This window comes from Ornithinimicrobium panacihumi, from assembly GCF_052073805.1.
Lineage (GTDB): Bacteria > Actinomycetota > Actinomycetes > Actinomycetales > Dermatophilaceae > Ornithinicoccus > Ornithinicoccus panacihumi.
The window spans coordinates 1-18,084 of sequence record NZ_JBQGWG010000036.1 but is presented as its reverse complement, the minus strand read 5'-3'; the positions used below and the strand labels follow the sequence as shown (position 1 = coordinate 18,084).

13 protein-coding genes, 1 pseudogene and 1 other annotated feature are annotated in these 18,084 nt (G+C 63.6%); of the genes and pseudogenes, 10 read left to right on the top strand and 4 right to left on the bottom strand.

The features are described from left to right. Window positions 1-27: 27 nt before the first annotated feature. Together ACTMMA_RS17800 and ACTMMA_RS17795 are read right to left on the bottom strand one after the other, a co-directional pair. A protein-coding gene (locus tag ACTMMA_RS17800) for an IS3 family transposase (RefSeq protein ID WP_441189664.1) occupies window positions 28-1,310 on the bottom strand; the annotation gives its coding sequence in 2 pieces (ribosomal slippage) (window positions 28-1,037 and window positions 1,037-1,310; 1,284 coding nt in all). Next, window positions 907-1,041: a sequence feature (AL1L pseudoknot), on the bottom strand. It overlaps the preceding gene by 135 nt. A 499-nt stretch (window positions 1,311-1,809) precedes the next feature. Further along, a pseudogene (locus tag ACTMMA_RS17795) lies at window positions 1,810-1,938 on the bottom strand (DNA cytosine methyltransferase); the annotation flags it as partial. A gap of 326 nt (window positions 1,939-2,264) precedes the next feature. Between ACTMMA_RS17795 and ACTMMA_RS17790 the strand changes: the two are divergent. The 3 genes from ACTMMA_RS17790 (at window position 2,265) to ACTMMA_RS17780 (ending at window position 4,127) form a co-directional block, all read left to right on the top strand. After that, window positions 2,265-3,335, top strand: coding sequence for an IS110 family RNA-guided transposase (locus tag ACTMMA_RS17790; RefSeq protein WP_441191427.1), 1,071 nt, complete (start codon window positions 2,265-2,267; stop codon window positions 3,333-3,335). A gap of 70 nt (window positions 3,336-3,405) precedes the next feature. Then, a complete protein-coding gene (locus tag ACTMMA_RS17785) occupies window positions 3,406-3,837 on the top strand; it encodes a hypothetical protein (RefSeq protein ID WP_441191426.1) in 432 nt (143 codons plus the stop codon). Then, window positions 3,834-4,127: a transcriptional regulator gene (locus ACTMMA_RS17780; RefSeq protein WP_441191425.1), complete on the top strand. Its 294-nt coding sequence runs from the start codon at window positions 3,834-3,836 to the stop codon at window positions 4,125-4,127. The genes ACTMMA_RS17785 and ACTMMA_RS17780 overlap by 4 nt, the downstream gene beginning before the upstream one ends. On the opposite strand, the gene ACTMMA_RS17775 is transcribed toward ACTMMA_RS17780, so the two are convergent. Then, the gene (locus ACTMMA_RS17775; RefSeq protein WP_441191424.1) at window positions 4,113-4,433 is read right to left on the bottom strand and encodes a DNA cytosine methyltransferase; all 321 of its coding nucleotides are present in this window, start codon (window positions 4,431-4,433) and stop codon (window positions 4,113-4,115) included. The genes ACTMMA_RS17780 and ACTMMA_RS17775 overlap by 15 nt on opposite strands. Before the next feature lie 302 nt (window positions 4,434-4,735). On the opposite strand from ACTMMA_RS17775, the gene mobF reads away from it, so the two are divergent. The 7 genes from mobF to ACTMMA_RS17740 all read left to right on the top strand — a co-directional run bounded on the left by mobF (window position 4,736) and on the right by ACTMMA_RS17740 (window position 16,500). Beyond that, window positions 4,736-8,278, top strand: coding sequence for a MobF family relaxase (gene mobF, locus ACTMMA_RS17770; RefSeq protein ID WP_441191428.1), 3,543 nt, complete (start codon window positions 4,736-4,738; stop codon window positions 8,276-8,278). 154 nt (window positions 8,279-8,432) lie between these two features. Then, entirely contained in the window at window positions 8,433-8,780 is a 348-nt protein-coding gene (locus tag ACTMMA_RS17765) for a sulfate permease (RefSeq protein WP_441191423.1), read from the top strand. A gap of 135 nt (window positions 8,781-8,915) precedes the next feature. Further along, on the top strand, window positions 8,916-10,073 hold the full coding sequence (locus tag ACTMMA_RS17760; protein ID WP_441191422.1) for an AAA family ATPase: 1,158 nt from the start codon (window positions 8,916-8,918) through the stop codon (window positions 10,071-10,073). Then, complete coding sequence (locus ACTMMA_RS17755; RefSeq protein WP_441191421.1) at window positions 10,051-12,438, top strand: S8 family peptidase; 2,388 nt, start codon at window positions 10,051-10,053, stop codon at window positions 12,436-12,438. Before ACTMMA_RS17760 ends, ACTMMA_RS17755 begins: the two co-directional genes overlap by 23 nt. Before the next feature lie 40 nt (window positions 12,439-12,478). Next, the gene (locus ACTMMA_RS17750; RefSeq protein WP_441191420.1) at window positions 12,479-14,902 is read left to right on the top strand and encodes a hypothetical protein; all 2,424 of its coding nucleotides are present in this window, start codon (window positions 12,479-12,481) and stop codon (window positions 14,900-14,902) included. 347 nt (window positions 14,903-15,249) lie between these two features. Further along, on the top strand, window positions 15,250-15,885 hold the full coding sequence (locus ACTMMA_RS17745; protein ID WP_441191419.1) for a DUF4145 domain-containing protein: 636 nt from the start codon (window positions 15,250-15,252) through the stop codon (window positions 15,883-15,885). 189 nt (window positions 15,886-16,074) lie between these two features. Further along, on the top strand, window positions 16,075-16,500 hold the full coding sequence (locus ACTMMA_RS17740) for a hypothetical protein (RefSeq protein WP_441191418.1): 426 nt from the start codon (window positions 16,075-16,077) through the stop codon (window positions 16,498-16,500). Between the two features lie 74 nt (window positions 16,501-16,574). On the opposite strand, the gene ACTMMA_RS17735 is transcribed toward ACTMMA_RS17740, so the two are convergent. Next, window positions 16,575-17,978, bottom strand: coding sequence for an IS1380 family transposase (locus ACTMMA_RS17735; RefSeq protein WP_441191052.1), 1,404 nt, complete (start codon window positions 17,976-17,978; stop codon window positions 16,575-16,577). Window positions 17,979-18,084: the final 106 nt, after the last annotated feature.

The window sequence follows — 18,084 nt, the reverse complement described above, 5'->3', positions numbered from 1 at the left end:
TGAAGCGCCCCAGGTTCTGTGCCGCTCCTATACGGGTTGCGGCTCTCGGTTGAGGGTCGCGTAGTGGGCGTTCTCGTACTCCACTGGGGACATCATGCCAAGGCTGCCGTGGAGGCGTCGCTGGTTGTACCAGTCGACCCAGGCAGCGGTGGCGTACTCGACGTCCGCGATGGTCTTGTAGGGCCCGTCGCAGAAGACGGTGGTGCGGATGCACTCGGTCTTGTACAGGCCGATGGCGCTCTCCATCAAGGCGTTGTCGAACGCATCACCGACCGAGCCGATGGAGGGTCGCAGGCCTTCCAGGGCCAGGTGCTCGGTGAATCGCAGCGAGGTGTACTGCGACCCGGCGTCCGCGTGGCAGATCAGGCCGGGTGCGACGGGGTGCCCGTCGTGGTCACGCTGCCAGATCGCCATCCGCAGCGGGGTCATCACCAGGTCGACCTCCTTGGTCGTGGCAGCGTGCCAGGCCACGATCCGCTGGGCGAAGACGTCCAGGACGAACGCGACGTACACCCACCCGGTCCAGGCCCGGACGTAGGTGAAGTCCATCACCCAGGTCTGGTTCGGGCAGGTGGCGGTGAAGTCGCGATCCAACAGGTCGCCAGCGCGCCGCCCGTCCTTGGTGGGGATCGTGGTCCGGATGCCCTTGTCGCGGCGGAGGCCGGACAGGCCCAGGGCGCGCATCGCCCGGTCGACCGCCCCGGCCGAGGCGTCGGGCAGGCCGCTGCGGCGGACCAGCGCGGTCATCTTGCGTCGCCCGTACAGCCCTTCCGGGGCTAGCTGACGGGCGCCGGTGCGGGTGTTGGTGGTCCAGGCCAGGTCGCGCACCAGGTCCATCACCAGAGCATCGGTGTGCGTGCGGGCCGAGGGCTGGCGGGAGTTGTTCTTCCAGGCCCGGTAGGTGCGCGCGGCGACCTGCAGGCCCTGCTCGCGCAGGACCCGGCAGATCGACTCGACCGCGTGCCCCTGGGCGCGCTGGGCGTCGATGAACGCCATGATCATCGGTTCCGGGGGTCGAGCTCCCCCACGAAGAAACTCGTGGCCGCCTTCAGGATGGCCACGTCCTCACGCAGCCGCCGGTTCTCGGCCTTCAGCTTCTTGATCTCCGCCTGCTCGGCCGTGGTGGTCCCTGGCCGGTCGCCGGCATCGATCTCGGCCTGGGCGACCCACCGCCGCAACGATTCCTTGCCCACTCCTTCCTGCCGGGAGACCGCCAGCACGGCCGCGGTCATCGTCGGGTACTCGTTGCGGTGCTCCAGCACCAACCGCACAGCCCGAGCCTTCAGCTCGGGATCGATCTTCTTCGGCATGACATGCATCCTTCCGGACTCGAAAGGAAGCGGCATCAAACCTGGGGCGCTTCACCACAGGGTCTCCGAGTCGTTGTTCCTGTTCGGTGAGCCAGCTGGTCCGTGGAGTGCGAAGTCGATGATCTGATGAGAGAGCGCGATCGTGCCGCGTCTGGCTTTCACCTGGTCCAGCGTTTCGCCGCCGCGGTTTGAGTCCGATGCGAGTGGGGTGCGGAAGCGTGCTTGGCCGGTGCGCGAGGATGAAGACGCGGTAGCGGTGGTGTGGTGCGCCGATAAGGGCTGCTGGTAGGCCGATCCATCTCGCATGTAGCCCGAGGTCGGCCAGGTCTCCGAGTACGGCGCCCGCTGCGACCAGAGGTCGGGCTGATTCGTCTCCCAGACTCCACGGGTCGGGTTCCAGGTCGCGAAGGGCTGTGGTTTCATCGGTGCCGGTTGCGTCGTTGGGGTTGCGTGCATCGGGGGTTGCTCCTTGCTGGGTGGGGCGGATTGCTTTGGTGGAGAGCAGGCCGCGGACGTTCTCGATCACGACGAACTGTGGTTGCAGGATCTCGATCGCGGTCGTCATCTGCGCCCACAGCCCGGAGCGGGTGCCGGGTGCGAGGCCGGCGCGTTTGCCGACGGTGCTCACGTCTTGTCGCTCCAATGTCAGTGTGGTGGTGCCGTCTTCGTTGACGGTGGCCGGTGAAGCGGCAGCGGGCTGACTCGTTCCCGTGCTGTCACCGCGACGACGGCTGAGGAGATGATCTGACCGGGCTGGGCTTCCAGAATGGGAAGCACGGTGGCGGGTTGGCTCCTTCCCTCAGGTCGCTTTCGTGGTTGACGTGGTCTTGTCATGTCGCCCGCCGCCGCTTCGCTGAGGGCCGGTGTGACTTCATTGGAGCGTGACCCCGAGCTGGGGTTCTTGATTGAGGCATGTCCACCGGTCGACCCCTGAAACACGAGAGGAGAACGGAGATGGACGCAGAGGTCGTGATCGGGCTCGATCCGCATAAGGACGTCCTGGTCGCTGTCGCCGTGGACGGTAACGGCAGGAAGCTCGACGTGAAGGATGCCACCGCGAGACCGCGCGGATACCGGGTGCTGCTTGCCTGGGCGAGGAAGCTCGGCCCCCATCGCTGGGCGGTGGAGGACGTCCGCCACGGGGCCGGCGGGCTCGTGCGGTTCCTGCTCGCCGAAGACGAGCAGGTGGTCTGGGTGCCGACGCATATGAGCGCCGACTACCGCCGTCGAGTGCGCGCGATCGGGAAGTCGGACCCGATCGACGCGCTGGCTTGCGCTCGCGCGGCGTTGGCGGAGGACCTCCCGGTTGCCGTGCCGGAGACCGATGTGCGGGAGATCAAGATGCTCCTGGATCACCGCGAGGACCTCGTGGGTGAGATGGTGCGGATGTGCTGCCGACTGCGCTGGCACCTGCACGACATCGACCCGGACTTCGCCGCCACGATCCCGGCCCGCAAACTGCATCGGCCCAAGTGGAACAACACCGTCGTAGCGTTCCTGCGCGAGCACGAAGGCGGTGTCGCAGTCTCTATCTGCCTGGACCTGGCTGAGCGGATCAAAGAGCTGGGCGACCGCGCCGGCCGCCTGGAACGTGAGCTGGAAGAACGCGTGAAGGTCGAGGCTCCACAGTTGCTGGAGCTGCCAGGTTGCGGACCGATGTCGGCTGCGCGGATCGTCGCGGAAACGGGCGATCACGAGAGGTTCAAGTCGGCGGCGGCGTTCGCGATGTTCACTGGTTGCGCCCCGATCCCGGCCTCCTCCGGCAACAGTCAACGGGTCCGGTTGAACCGGGGCGGGAACCGACGAATGAACGCGGCACTGCATCGGATCGCGATCACGCAGAAGCGGATGCACCCGCCAGCCCAGGACTACCTCGCTGCTCGGCGCGCGATGGGCAACTCGAACACCGAGGCGATCCGCGCTCTCAAGCGTCATCTTGCCCGGCGTGTGTTCGCGTTGCTGCGCGGCAGGGCAGGCGTCAAGTGGCTCGGCACTGTTGCCCGGGAGGCGCCGGTCGCGGCATAGTCGATGCCCGAGGCTCGGGGACTATCGGAAGTAGTTGCCGAACGGGAAACTACTACATATGATTGCCGACATGGAAACTATCAACCCGGACCCCAACCCTCGCGAGGCGGCCGCGGAGCTCGATGCCGCCGCACACGTACAGCGAGCAGTTCGAGACCGCCCGTGGCCGACCTGGCTGTATCCGATAAACGCGACCTTGCTGGGTGGGATGGCGTTGGCCGGGCTCCTCCGCTCGTCGATCCTGGCGTCGATCCTCGTGGTCGTCCTCGCGAGCGCGTTGGCCGCACTCAATTACTGGGCGGGCCGACTGATGGGCACTCCGTACGCGATTCCGACGAGCATGGGCTTCCGCGTCCTTGCTGCCGCATCCGGTTTGCTCGTCATTGGTTCACTGTTCGCGCGCGCCGCGGGCCTGGACTGGGTCATCGTCGCGTGTGCCGTCGGGGCCGCGGTCAGCTACGGCCTTGCCTCGGTTGTGCATTACCGGAGCACGCACCGATGACAGCACAACTGGACGCAGTCATTCACCCAACGCACCGGTTGAGAATCTGCGCCATGCTCGACGCCGGCACCACCGTGGAGATGGCCGTCATCAAGGACGTCGTCGGCCTGAGCGCGTCCGCGCTCAGCAAGCAGGTCGCAGCGCTCGTCGATGCCGGATACGTCGCTCAGGAACGCGCCCGACAAGATTCCCGCCGCATCTGGCTGACACTCACACCACAAGGAAAAACGGCATACCAGAGCCACATCCGGGCCCTACAGGAGATTGTCGCCGGCTCAGCACAGCCCTAGTGACCCCTCCGAAACTCTGCTTCGAGGAACCGCCCAAGAGAACTTGACATTGAGGCATGGAAAGCCGCCGCAGAGGATGTCCACCGGGGGCACGTCGTTCCAGTTGATCGTGGTGATGTCGCCGAGGTTGGGGGCGTCGGGCCAGTGTTGTGAGAAGACGCGGGCGACGGGCTCGTTGATCTCGGAGAACCAGACGGTCTCAGCACCAAAGACGTGCTCGACGGCGAGATCGAGGCCCCCGTACCCGGAGAACAGCGATCCGACGCGCAGCGGCCGATCCGGGTTCGTGGCCTGTTCCTCGCGCATCGTGGCTCCGCCTGGTCGGTGACCTTGGCCGTCGTCCACTTCGGAGTTCTGTCGCCGTTCAGGTCACCTGCCAGGTGCGCTCATGACGCCGCCTCCGCTGCCGCCGATCGCCCGCTGCCGCCGATCGCCCGCTGCCGCCGATCGCCCGCTGCACGCCACGATTCCGACTCCTGCTTCCGACCCTCGTTTTGGGCTGCCACACGTCTTTCAGAAGAGGCGCGCCGCCCCGCGAGCGGCGCGATCGCTGGCGGTCATCGGGCGCTCACCTCCTGTCCAGGAGGAGGTGCCGAGTGACGGTATCGATGCGCGTGATGTCCGCGGGCGACGGCTATAAGTACCTGTTGCGATCTGTCGCTGCCGGTGACGGTGATCGTTCCCTTTCGACTCCGTTGACGCGGTACTACGCCGAGGCCGGGAACCCGCCTGGTCATTGGCTCGGCGCGGGACTCTCGGTGCTGGGGAATGGCGAGCTCACCGCTGGTGCGCAGGTGAGTGAGGCGCAGCTTCAGCTTCTGATCGGGATGGGCCACGACCCCATCACCAAGGCACCGTTGGGGCGGGCGTATCAGCAGTTCGCGTCGGTCAGCGAGAGGGTCGATGCCCGAACCAAAGCGCTGCCTGACGATCTGGGTCCGGCCTCGCGGGCGGAGCAGATCGTCCAGATCGAAGCCGAAGAGGCCGAGCGTGGAACGCGGCGTGCGGTGGCCGGGTTCGATTACACGTTCAGCGTTCCGAAGTCCGTCTCCGCGCTCTGGGCTGTCGCCGATGCCGGAACGCAGGCGCTGATCGCAGACGCGCATCACGCGGCGGTTGCAGAGCTGGTTGCGTTCATGGAGCGGGAGGTTGCATCGACAAGAGTGGGTGCAACCGGCCCCGACGGAGCGGTCGCACACGTCGATGTCGCAGGCGTCGCCGCCGCAGCGTTCGATCACTACGACTCCCGGGCTGGTGACCCGCAGTTGCATACCCATGTCGTGGTGAGCAACAAGGTCTTCACCGTGCAGGACGGGAAGTGGCGGACGCTAGCGGGCCGGCCGATGCATCAGGCGGTGGTGGCGATCTCGGAGATGTACAACGCGGTCCTCGCCGACCAGCTCACCCGCACCCTCGGCCTGACCTGGGAAGCCCGAGACCGCGGCCGCGACCGGAGCCCCGCATGGGAAATCACCGGCGTTCCGCAAGAACTGATGGATGAGTTCTCCACCCGAACCCGACACATCGAGGCCGAGAAGGAACGCCTCATCGCCGAATACGTCGCCCAGCACGGCAAGCAACCCAGTGCCACGACCGTTCTGAAACTCCGTGCCCAAGCAACCCTCGCCACCCGACCAGAGAAAGAGATCCACTCTCTGGCCGAGCTCACCGCCGATTGGCGTGACCGCGCGGGGCGCGTCCTCGGACAGGACGCAACCGCCTGGGCTCGCACTCTCACCGAGAATCCACCCGCGCTGGTGCTGCGCGCCGACGACGTACCACTCGAACTGATCGGCGAGATCGGGCAGGCAGTGATGGAAACGGTCGGTGAGAAGCGATCGACCTGGCAGCGCTGGAACCTGCACGCCGAAGCATCCCGGCAGTTGATGGGGTGGCGATTCGCCTCGATGCAGGATCGAGAAGCGATCACCGGAATGGTCGCCGACGCCGCCGAACAAGCCTCCCTGCGGTTGTCGCCACCCGATCTTGCGTCGAGCCCGGTCCTGTTTCGGAGGGCGGATGGGTCGAGCAGGTTCCGGCCTGCGCATGCCAACGTTTACTCATCAAAAACTCTCCTCGACGCCGAAGACCGCCTCCTCGACCGCTCCCGCACCACCACCGCACCGACCGTGGCGTTGGAGACGGCGGAGAAGATCACCAATCGCCCTGATCGGCAGGGGCGGATGCTCAGCGACGACCAAGCCGCAGCGCTCACCGCGATCGCCGTCTCCGGACGCCAGATCGATGTCCTCGTCGGCGCTGCTGGGGCCGGGAAAACCACCGCTATGTCCGCGCTACGGCAGGCATGGGAGGCCGAGCACGGTAGGGGTTCTGTCGTCGGCCTCGCACCCTCCGCTGTGGCTGCGGCGGTGCTCGCGGAGGATCTCGGGATCGCGACTGAGAACACGGCGAAGTGGTGGAGCAACCACATTCTCCACGGCACCACCTTCACGGCCGGGCAGCTCGTCATCGTGGACGAAGCCTCCCTCGCAGGAACCATCTCCCTCGACCGCATCACCCATGCCGCAGCGCAGGCGGGGGCGAAGGTGTTGCTGGTTGGTGACTATGCCCAGCTCCAATCTGTCGATGCCGGCGGCGCGTTCAACCTCCTCGTCTCTGACCGTGACGATGCGCCCGAGCTGGTCGATATTCACCGCTTCACAAACGAGTGGGAGAAGACCGCCTCCCTGTCCTTGCGGCACGGGCACACCGAGATCATCGACACCTACCTCACCCACCAGCGCATCCACGACGGCGATACCGACACCGTCACCGACGCCGCCTATGCCGCGTGGCGCTCCGACGCCCAGGCAGGACGTGCGTCGATCCTGATTGCCGAGACGAACGAGACCGTCACCGCTCTGAACAACCGTGCTCGTGCCGACCTCATCATCGACGGCACCATCACCCCGTCCCTTGAGATCGAACTGCACGACGGCAGCACCGCCTCAGCCGGAGACACGATCATCACCCGCCGCAACGACCGGCGCCTGCGGAACCGTCGCACCTGGGTTCGCAACGGTGACCGCTGGCAGGTCACGAATGTCCGTGACGACGGCTCCATCACCATCCGGCCCCACAGGAAGGGGTTCGGCGGAGCGATCATCCTGCCCGCCGGCTACGTCTCAGACTTTGTTGATCTTGGTTACGCTGTCACGGCTCATAGGGCGCAAGGCGTCACCACCGATACCGCTCACACTGTGGTGACGGCGACGACGACGCGGGAGAACTTCTACGTCGCCATGACCCGCGGCCGCCACGCCAACCACGCCTACGTCGTCACCGACCAGCCCGACCACGACCATCACCACCCGCACCCCAGCGACAACACCGACGCCACCGCACGATCCGTGCTCTACGGGGTCCTGCAACACGTCGGAGCAGAACCCTCCGCCCACGAGGCCATCACCGCCGAGCAGGAACGGTGGGGGTCGATCGCGCAGCTCGCGGCAGAGTACGAAACCATCGCGCAAGCAGCGCAATTCGACCGCTGGGCGAACCTCCTGCGCGCATCCGGCCTCACTGACGAGCAGGTCGATGACGTCGTGAACTCTGACGCTTACGGTGCGCTCTCGGCCGAACTGCGCCGCGCCGAAGCAAACCACCACGACGTTGACGCTCTGCTCCCGCGCCTCGTCCACGCCCGGCCACTCGGCGACGCCGATGACCTCGCATCCGTCCTCCACCACCGCCTCGAACGCGCCACCATGCGCCCGGCCGGCTCCGGCCGAACCCGCCGGGCGCCGTACCTGATCGCCGGGCTCATCCCGGAAGCAGGAGGGCAGATGGTTTCGGATATGCGGCAGGCCCTCGACGAGCGACGCGATCTCATCGAGACCAGAGCAGATACGATTCTCGACGCTGCTTTCCACGACGGACAGCCGTGGGTGCGAGCGCTCGGGCCGATCCCGAAAGATCCACGTGCTCAACGAGCGTGGACTCAGCAGGCCCGAGTAGTTGCCGCCTACCGCGACCGATACGCCATCACGACCGCGGCACCACTTGGCTCAGTCTCTGCTGAGTCGGTTGCGCAGAGGATCGATGAGGCGCGCGCTCAAGCTGCACTCGCGCAAGCGCAACGCATCGCGATGCGGAAGCCGGAAGGGGAGCATCGGCCGACTGAGCGCGAGAGCGCAGGCCGTAGGCTCTGACCGGCGTGGCCTTCCGGCTGTCCTGGGTTCGTCGTAGAGTGGAAGGCGAGGCGGCCTCTAAATATGCGCTGTCGCTCGTCGCGACAGTATGGCTCCACCTTCGCGGGTGAGTCCTTCAAGGTTCTTGTCGCCGAGACCACGACAGGACTCCGCCATGCTCCGACTCATCTGGACCCTCAGCGTCCACACCCGCACTTACCTGCGCCGCTACATGCCAACCAACCGGCTCCTCGACGCAATCCGCACCCGACGCGGCCTCAAATGGGGCATCCCTACGATGCTGCTCGCCATCCCGTACCTCCTCGCCGCAGCCGTGTGCCGGCTCCTCATCGAAGGTGGCGGACCCGGATGGCTCCACCTCCTGGTCATCCTGTTCATCTGGAACGCGATGAAGCTGACCATCATGGGGCCCGCCAGCGTGGTCCTGCTGATCCGCGCCAGGGCAACCGAACGAGTTGAGCGGCGACGCGGGGAGGCCTCGGAGATGTTCCGCGCAGCCTGAGCCTGGTGATGCCCGGCCTCCGACAGCATGTCGACCATCTTCGCCCCGCACATGGTAAATGTCGGCGGTGAGTGAGACTTTCTTACCAGGCGTACCTCGCTGACACGGAGATCCAGGGCAGGTAGGGTGGTAAGCATGGCCGTCGCATCGAAGAGTAGTTACCGAACCGAGGGCGGCCTTGAGCGCGCTGTTGTCGATCTCGTTCGCGTGGGCACGCGCGGTCACGGTGCCGGAGTGAGGCAGTTGGCGTCGCGACTGATGCGGTCTGTGCCCACGGAGGTGGAGAACGTCGATTCCTTTCGGGACGCGGTTCACCGCGCTATCTCGGCAGGGTCAGACTCGACCGAACTCCGGTACGTTTCAGGTGCGGTGCCGACAGAAGGAGACACCGCGCAGCCTCTGGTGGACATCGATTCGGTGCCCGACGGCGACGGCCTCGTTTTGAGTGACAACCTAATGAGTCAGCTCAACGAGGTGCTGCTGGAACGACAGCGTGCAGAAGATCTCCGACGAGCTGGCGCAGGATTGACCCGCACCATCTTGCTGAGCGGACCTCCTGGAGTCGGCAAGACGATGACGGCCCGATGGCTGGCACAATCGCTCGAACTACCGCTGCTGTCGCTGGACCTATCCACAGTGGTGTCCAGCTATCTAGGTTCGTCGGGACGAAACATCAAGTCAGTCCTCGACTATGCAAAGAGTGGACCGTGCGTCCTTCTGCTCGATGAGTTTGACGCTATCGCCAAGCGTCGCGATGACGACTCAGACATCGGTGAACTCAAACGTATCGTCAACGTGATCCTTGTGGAGCTTGATCGCTGGCCGGACACGAGTTTGCTGATCGCTGCGACTAACCATCCACAACTGCTCGACACCGCCGTGGAGAGGCGGTTCGATAGAACGCTCGTGTTGCCGTTGCCGGAACGAGATCAGCGACTCGCAATCCTCACTAGCCTTGCTGCGGGAATCGGCGGTGCTGAACCAGAGAAACTCGCCCTGGTCGCCGATCTAACACCCGACACCAGTAGCTCAGACCTCACCCGACTCTGGTCTCTCTCGCATCGACGGTCGATTCTCCGAGATTCGGCGCCTGCGGACGAATTGATCAGCGAGCTGGCGCGTGGCGTCGAGAGCTCCGGGCCCAGTCGTGACAGGCTTTTTCTTGTGATGCGAGACACGTTGGGAATGTCCAACCGGCAGATCGCGAACGCTACGGGCGTCAGTCATCCGACCGTCGCCGCTGGGATCAAACGAGCCGAAGGAGCTCAACATGACGGACGTGCAGAGCAATGACGCTGTGCGGCGCCCTCTACTGGTCAACGGCGAGGCGCTGAAGCTCGACGTTCAGGCGCCAAATTCCGGGGGCGGAGACAAGCACGAGCCTCAGACGGTCGAGCAAGCACAAGCCCTGCTATCTCCCCAGATCACCGCAGCTGTAGCAGCTGCCGAAGCGTTGCCGTCAACGCTTCGAGCGCGAGACCGTATCTATGTCGAGGCGAAGCTTCTACCGAACTATCTCGCCGCCTCCTACTTTCCAACCGAACTGCTGGCTCACGTAGGCGCCGCTCCGGTTGGTTCGCGAGCAGACATCGGGCAATACGTCACTAAGAAGAAAAATGAGATCTCGCAGACCAGGCGGCTCATCTTTACCGTCACCGACGAAGGGCTGCGTGAGCTGCAACGTCTCATCAGCGCTGGTGGTCGCACCCGAACCGAGGAACAAGCCTTCACGCAGATCCGTGAGTTGAGCGAAATCGCGCTGCCTCGCGAGAGCGATGTCCTGCGTGCCCCAGAAAACACAGAAGCCGTAGCACCTTCCGCACCCCTGAGCATCTGGGAAGCGGTTCTGCACCCACGCGGATCAAGGCTCGGCGAGGCTGAACCACTGGATGAAGAAACTCTGGAGCAATGGTTCGCTCTGATCCAGAACGAAGGCGGCGAGGTACACCGTGACTATGTGCGCACGGTCGGAGGCCTCACCTTCACACCCGTCGGGCTTGCTGCGGATAAGGCGGCTTCGCTGGCCCGATTCAATCCACTTCGAGTGCTTCGCCCCATGCCCGCGATCCGACCACGACCCCGTTTCGGAACACGAAGCGTCCAACGTCTCACCGCTCCGGCGACGAACCAGTCCGTACTCAACACCGTCTCCGTTGCCGTATTCGACGGCGGCGTGGACACAGCGCATCGGACTGCTCCTTTGTTCGCGATCCCAACTCACGACCTCACGTCCGAGGCTCCGGATCAAGGAGAACTCGACCACGGTACAGGAGTCACCGGCGCGGTGCTTTATGGCCTTGTCGCCCCTGGGCAGCAAGCGCCGACACCGCCGCTTCCCGTCGAAAGCTATCGAGTCCTTCCGGCTCCTCAGATCCCAGGAGACCTCGAAGGCTACTGGGTCCTCGACCAAATCAAAGAGGCCGTGGAGACGAAGGGACACAGGTTGGTCAATCTCAGCCTCGGCCCTACATTGGCTGTCGAAGACGACATGGAACCAAACCGCTGGACCAGCGAACTTGACCAACTCGCCTGGGACAAAGACGTACTGTTTGTCGTTGCAGCGGGAAACGATGGAGAACAGGACCGTGCAGCCGGCCTGCACCGAGTGCAGGTACCCGCGGACATGGCCAATGGCCTCGCGGTAGGTGCATGCGACGCGCCCGCGCCGGAGATGCCCTGGGAACGGGCACCATACTCATCAATGGGGCCGGGAAGACATGGCGCGCGAATCCAACCTCTTGGAGTCCAATTCGGCGGCACTACGAACCGCATGTTTAACGTTGTCAGGGCGGACGGAAGCTTCCTCGATGCGGCAGGAACGAGCTTCGCCGCACCGATCACAACGCATGCCCTCGCCGACCTCGTAACGCGCCTTCCACGCGTGAACAGCAGCGTTCTGCGTGCCTTCGCTACCCACTTTGCTGAGCGCCCGAGACAGCACATCAAGCTGCGCGACGAGGTGGGCTACGGACGCCAGCCCCTCAGCTTTGACGACTTCCTAGACTGCGGCCCTAACGAAGCGCACGTCTTGTACGTCGATGAGATCGAACGTGGAGATCTGCTCGGCTACCAAGTGCCTGTTTCTGATCCAGCGACTACCGATCTGAAACTCAACATCACCCTCGCCTACGCATCGCCAGTAGACCCCACGCAGCCTACGGAATACACGAGCGCTTCACTCGAACTCGTTCTGCGCCCCCACCACAGGATCTACACGGTCAAGCCACCGAAGGGTGCCCCAGGCAAGTCCTTGCCACTCGACATTGGAAGTCCGGAAGCGAGTGCACTGCTTTCCCAGGGGTGGGAGCTGAGTCAGGAGCCCGTTACTAAGACTCTTGGTGCGGCGAAAGGCGGCGCCTCGGAAGCGCAGTTGCGCGACAGTGGAAAGTGGGAGACCGTCCGCAACTACCGAGTCACGCTGAAGCCCGGCGAGGTCGAGCTGCCTCGATTGGAGCTTTCCTACATCGCTCGCCGCAGCGGCGCACTCGACAATTCGCCGACCAAAGTTCCCTTCGCGCTCCTCATCTCCGTCGTCGACGACAGCGGAACGACGAATGTGTACGACAACATCAGAACTAGGTTCGGGGCCCTGCGTCCGGCGCAGCGCGCCAGAACTCGGCTGCAAACAAGATCCTCGGCGACCTCCCATTGGTATTGAGATGGCGTGCGTAACTAGAAGAGTTGAGAGGGGAGCATAAGTGAACGAGTTCGAACGAGGGCGAGCAGCTATCGAAGATCTAGCAGCTAAGGGTGCCAGTTTAGATCACAACGAAGCAACCACCCGTCGGTCAATTATTGATGTTCTCCTTAAAGATGTCCTCGCATGGCCAGATGACCAGGTATTGTGCGAAGATCATGTCGAAGGTGACTATCTGGACTACAGCCTAGGATCGCCGCAGCGTCGCGCCGTCCTGGAGGCGAAGAAGGCCGGGCTCACCTTCGATGCGCCCGCCGGCGTGAAAAGCGGATGGCACGACATCTCAACTTTTTACGATCACTCCAAGCCGAATGCTTCTGCCATCGACCAGGTTCTCGGCTACTGTCAGAAAGCGGGAGTTGGCCTCGCACTGCTGTCCAATGGGCACCAACTCCTAGCATTCTTGGGCAGCAGATCGGATGGCAGAAAGCCCACCCAGGGCAAGGCGCTCTATTACTCCGATCTCGACGAGATGGTGCGCGAGTTTCATGATCTTTGGGATCTTCTGTCTTACGACGGCATTGGGCGCGGCGAGCTGACCCGGAGGCTGTCCAGTAGATCTGCTTCGACTCCGCCACCTCCTCCGCTATCAAGTCGCATTAACTCATATCCGGGATACCGAATCGGGTCTGAGATGGAGACCGATCTCCGTATCCTCGGGGATCTATTCATCCAAGACGTGATGAGGGAGGAGAGTATTACTGATGAGTTCCTTGCAGAGTGCTATTGCTCTAGCGGTGCTCTCTCGCAATATGCGGTTGTCAGTAAAGAGATACTCAGGACTCGATATCAGGCGCTTGACCTCCAAGTCAAAACTGAATCTGCGCGCGAGCGAAAGGGGCCGAACAAGAACTTGACGGATGATGTGATTGCTGGAGCGATCACACGGCGACCGATCATCCTTCTTGGTGATGTCGGCGTAGGCAAGAGTATCTTCCTCAAGCACCTGTTCAGGATTGAGTCGAAGGATCTACTTGATAAGACGGTCGTCTTCTATGTTGACTTCTTGAAGCACTCCGGGCTAATAGATGAAGTGCCGGACTTAGTGGTGCAGGTGGTCAGTAATACTTTGCGCACGGAACACAAGATCGATATCAGTGAGCGGCAGTTCGTTCGGTCGGTCTACAACAAAGAGCTGAATGAGTTCAAACGTGGCATCTTCGGGGAACTGGAAGACTCGGATCCTGGAGAGTACCGCAAGCGTGAAATTGAAATGCTCGCTTCCCATATAGAGAAGTCTTATGAGCATGTCAGGAGATCGTTGACTCATCTGCAGTCTTCGCGCGGACTTAATTTCGTCATCACTCTAGACAACGTGGATCAGCATCAGGCGTCGTTCCAGGAACAGATCTTCATCGCAGGGCAGTCGCTCGCCGATACCTGGCCGTGTGCCGTGTTCATGTCTCTGCGTCCTGACACTTTTCACGAATCGCGGAAAACAGGCGCGTTGGCGGCATACCAGCCACGGGTTTTCACGGTTTCACCGCCCCGAAGCGATCAGGTTATTGTTCGAAGGCTTGAATTCGCGAAGAAGGAGCTACAGCAGTTCGGCCGCCTTCCAGGGTTCCCAACCGGGTTGACGCTCGACTCGACCAGTTTGGTCATATATATCGATGTCCTGCTCGACGCGTTCGAGAACAACCATCAACTTGTGGAGCTTGTCGATAACCTCAGCTCAGGTAACACGCGTAAGGCGCTGGACTTCGTGTCAACCTTCGTCGGCAGCGGTTATGTTCAAACATCAAGAATTCTTGACGCGCACAAGACAGGGCGACCATATGTCGTCCCGATTCACGAATTTATTCGGGCGATTCTGTACGGCGATCATATGTATTACGATCCGGCTACGTCTCCTGTCCCAAACCTATTTTCACTGTCCACCAATGATGCGCGGGATCACTTCCTGCTTCCGATGCTCTTGGCTCTTGTGCAGGCACTTGGCGAACGCGAATCTGGCGGGTTTATTGATCTGCGCACCTGTGTGGACCAGCTTCAAGCCTTTGGATTCACGCCAGAGCAGATTGATTTCCACCTTCAGCGCTCCGTTCGAAATGGTCTAGTGGAACAAACTGACCTGGGCGATGCCGGTCACCTGGTCCGGGTTACGGCAGCAGGCGGATACCTCCACAAGAAGCTAGTGAGCAACTTCGCTTATATCGATGCGGTCGTGGTTGACACTCCGGTTCTAGACGCCACAGCTAGAGGCCTGATTCGGGACGTTAGAGACATCGGGGACCGTGCGGATCGCGCGGACGCCTTTGTGGAGTACCTCACGAAATGTTGGCCCTTCGGGGATGAGGTTGTTCCGTTCTCCTGGCCACTCGTACTGGATGACTGGAAGCGTTCGATGGAAGCAGTTCGACGTGGTGCTGCACGAGCTGCTGATCGGAGAAGTAGAGCGCAAGGAAGTGGACCAATCAGGTGACCAACGGCCTGCAAACCCTGCAAAACGTGACGTGCAGAGCGCGCTCCTGAAACATAAAACCCCAGATCAGGTGGGCTATGAGCCCTACTCCTACCACCTGGGGGTCAAGGGGTCGCAGGTTCAAATCCTGTCAGCCCGACCGAGAGAAGTAGCAGGTCAGCGACTCAGGGTGACCGAGAGGCCCCGTCTCCGACTAGACCCGGAGACGGGGCCTCTCACACATCTCTCACACAGTGGGTCAACGAAGCCCGACGGACGGGCAGTTGGGAAGGACGCCAATGTCGGCATGGACGAACGAGCCTGAGACCTTCCCCTACATCTGCCCGCACTGCAGGCAGCCCCAGATTATGGAGGTGCTGGAGGCTTGGGTTCAGGAGAAGTGGCGGCGGGGCGCGTCTGAGTTCCGCGAATGGACGGCGGCGCGGTGCACGAACTGCCTGAGTCCTCTGACCTTCAAGCGCTTTGCCAACGAGCAGAAGGACGTGTTTCCGTTCGATGAGCGGGTGCAGGTCTTTCCCAACCCGCGCACGGAACTGTCGCCTGCTGTCCCGGCCGCCCTGAGGACGACGTTCAACGAGGCGCAGAAGTGCATGCAGGTTGGCTGCTACACCGCTGCCGCGATCATGGCGCGTCGGGTTGTAGAGGGCCTGGCCAACCTCAATCAGGCGAAGGGTGGGACGCTCGCTGCGAAGTTGAAGAACCTCAACGCAGCCGGGGTACTGGATGCTCGACTGCTTGAGTGGTCCGATCTCATCAAGGACGTGGGGAACGAAGGGGCTCACGAGACGGACTCCACGATGTCGCGCGAGGACTCAGAGGAGGTCATGCGATTCGTAGAGGCGCTGTTGGACTACCACTACACATATCGGGTCCAGTACGAAGCGTTCGTGAAGCGTCGCGAGGAGCGCAGTGCAGGTAAGGCGGTCGTGGTACCGCCGCTCGACGCGAGTCAGGCTGAGGGCGGTGGGGAGGGGCAGCCTTGACCGGCTCCCATGAAGACGAAGCCTCAGCCACGGCGGAGATGGAAGCGTTTCGCGAAGAAGCAACGTCGGCGGTGCGGGGCCGACAAGGGGCGAGGCTGACCGTTCGCAAGGGTGTCCGGGCGACCGCTACTGTCGATCTCACCTGAGTCTGCAGATCCGGGAAGCGAGAGAGCGAGAGAGGACATGAAGGTGGCAGACGGTTTCATATGGGGTGACGCCTCCGTGACCTATCCCGACTGGGTGGGTACGGCTCAGCTGGATGAGCGCAAGACAGCAGCACAGGTTGAAGAGGTCGTCGGGCTCGACCACAAGGAGTGGTTGGTCATCGGGTTGGATCTCGGCGGGGGTGAGGATGGAGGACACGAATTGCGCGTCGTCGCTGTCCATCGGGACAACGTCCCGGAGGGTGGCGACGTGCTCCCGAGGATCGCAGCCGCGAACAACGGCGAGATTCCGGTCACCGAGTTCCTGATCCACGACAAGGACCCGTACGAGGTGCTGCAGGCCATCACTCACTCTTTCGAGTTGCGGCTCCGCCTTAGCCTCGATCCACCGACGGACGTCGTTGAGTGGGGCGTTGCGGACCGCGTAGGCGGTTCTGGGGAGCGGACGTAGGAGATCTCCCGACCTCGCTGTCGGGGTGTTCCACGTACAGGTTTCCTGGGGTCGCGCCGTCGCCGGCTGGGTGGTCAGGTCGTGGCCGGTAGGGGCGGTCCGCAGACGCTGGCGAACAGTCGCTTCCAGGCCTGCTGCCAGGGCCAGTTCGTGGGCAGGTGCAGGCGGAGTCGGCGGGCTGAGGACGCTGCCCGGGCGGGCACGGTGACCAGGGTCCGGCGGATGGTGGCGGTGGTCGCTCGGGCCAGCTGGGGGCCGGTCAGCGTGGCGGCGGCACGGGTGAGGTTGAACGCGATAACCGCGAGCACGAGCCAGGCGGCGTTCGCGGCGAACCTGCCGGAAGGCAGGTGCGCCAGGGCAGAGTTCTTCAGGTCTGCGTTGACGTTCTCGATGACCGCGTGAGCGCGGTGGGTCTTGTCCGCCGCGACGGTGTCCAGCACGGCGGGGTCGGTGGTGGTGAAGAACGCGTGGAAGCGCCAGGTGTCGAACAACTGGTCCTGACCATCACCGTTCTTGGGGTTCAGGTCGGGGATGCGGCGCACGACCAGTCGGCCGGGCACGTGACGGGAGCGGGCCTGGGCGGTGAACGCGGTGAAGGGGACCTCGGCGACCTCGGCCCGGGAGATCCACGCCCCGGTGACCTCGTCCTTGATCGCGTCGGTGTACTCGATCGGGGTCCACGCCTGCTCGTCGATGGTGGCGATCGCGGCCCGGATGTTGCTGGTCAGTCGCACGGTGACCGAGACCTGCGCGCCGGCCCGGACGGCGGCGCCGATGGTGGGGTGCCCGAAGAACGCCGAGTCCGCGCGCACCAGCACCGGCCGGTTCGCCTGCGTGCTGCGCATCCTGGCCACGGTCGCCAGGGCCTCGGCGACCAGCCGGTCCGCGCCCCGCGGGGAGCCGACCGAGCCCTTGCGCAGCCGCTGGGCCACGACCACCGGCGCGGCCTGCTCGGTGCTCACGGTCGCCAGCAGCGCGTTCAACCCGCGCACCCGGGTGTAGCCGAACCCGGCGCCCTGCTTGGCGTACCCGTGGACCTCGATGATCGTGTCGTCCACGTCCACCACCGCGTACTCGTCCAGGCCCTTGACCACCGGGGTGGCGTGGGCCAGGTTGGTCAGCACCCGGGAGGCGACGGCATCCAGCTGGCGGACGTGGCCGAAGGTGAACGCCCGCAGGAACGAGCCCAGCGTCGAGGGTGCGTAACAGGCGGAGAAGACCTTCTTCATCGCGCCGTGGCGCAGCAGCGCCATGTCGTCGATGCTGTCCGCCCCGGCGACCATGCCGCCCACCAGCGCACACACCTTCGCTCCCGCGTTGGCGCCCTTGTCGGTGGGCACGCTGAGCCGCTGCTGCGCGAGCTCACCGAGCCCGGCCCGCTCGGCCAGTGCGATCATCGGCACCAAGCCCGCGGCCGACACCAGGTTCGGGTCGTCGAAGAGCGCGGAGTCGGCCGTGAACCTGTGAGAGAGTTTCATCCCAGAGATGCCCTTCCGGGGTGGCAGTTTGGAACCGTCGCAAGTCCCAATCTCCCAGCACGGCAGGGCATCTCCTCGTTACGGCACGCTCACAACCCCCAGGTCA

Excerpts from the sequence above, each read along its gene's own strand:
- ACTMMA_RS17755 (WP_441191421.1), top strand. The coding sequence starts at position 10,051 with ATGACGGACGTGCAGAGCAATGACGCTGTGCGGCGCCCTCTACTGGTC.
- ACTMMA_RS17735 (WP_441191052.1), bottom strand. The coding sequence starts at position 17,978 with ATGAAACTCTCTCACAGGTTCACGGCCGACTCCGCGCTCTTCGACGAC.
- ACTMMA_RS17760 (WP_441191422.1), top strand. The coding sequence starts at position 8,916 with ATGGCCGTCGCATCGAAGAGTAGTTACCGAACCGAGGGCGGCCTTGAG.
- ACTMMA_RS17785 (WP_441191426.1), top strand. The coding sequence starts at position 3,406 with ATGGAAACTATCAACCCGGACCCCAACCCTCGCGAGGCGGCCGCGGAG.
- ACTMMA_RS17745 (WP_441191419.1), top strand. The coding sequence starts at position 15,250 with ATGGAGGTGCTGGAGGCTTGGGTTCAGGAGAAGTGGCGGCGGGGCGCG.
- ACTMMA_RS17775 (WP_441191424.1), bottom strand. The coding sequence starts at position 4,433 with ATGCGCGAGGAACAGGCCACGAACCCGGATCGGCCGCTGCGCGTCGGA.
- mobF (WP_441191428.1), top strand. The coding sequence starts at position 4,736 with ATGCGCGTGATGTCCGCGGGCGACGGCTATAAGTACCTGTTGCGATCT.
- ACTMMA_RS17790 (WP_441191427.1), top strand. The coding sequence starts at position 2,265 with ATGGACGCAGAGGTCGTGATCGGGCTCGATCCGCATAAGGACGTCCTG.
- ACTMMA_RS17780 (WP_441191425.1), top strand. The coding sequence starts at position 3,834 with ATGACAGCACAACTGGACGCAGTCATTCACCCAACGCACCGGTTGAGA.
- ACTMMA_RS17765 (WP_441191423.1), top strand. The coding sequence starts at position 8,433 with ATGCTCCGACTCATCTGGACCCTCAGCGTCCACACCCGCACTTACCTG.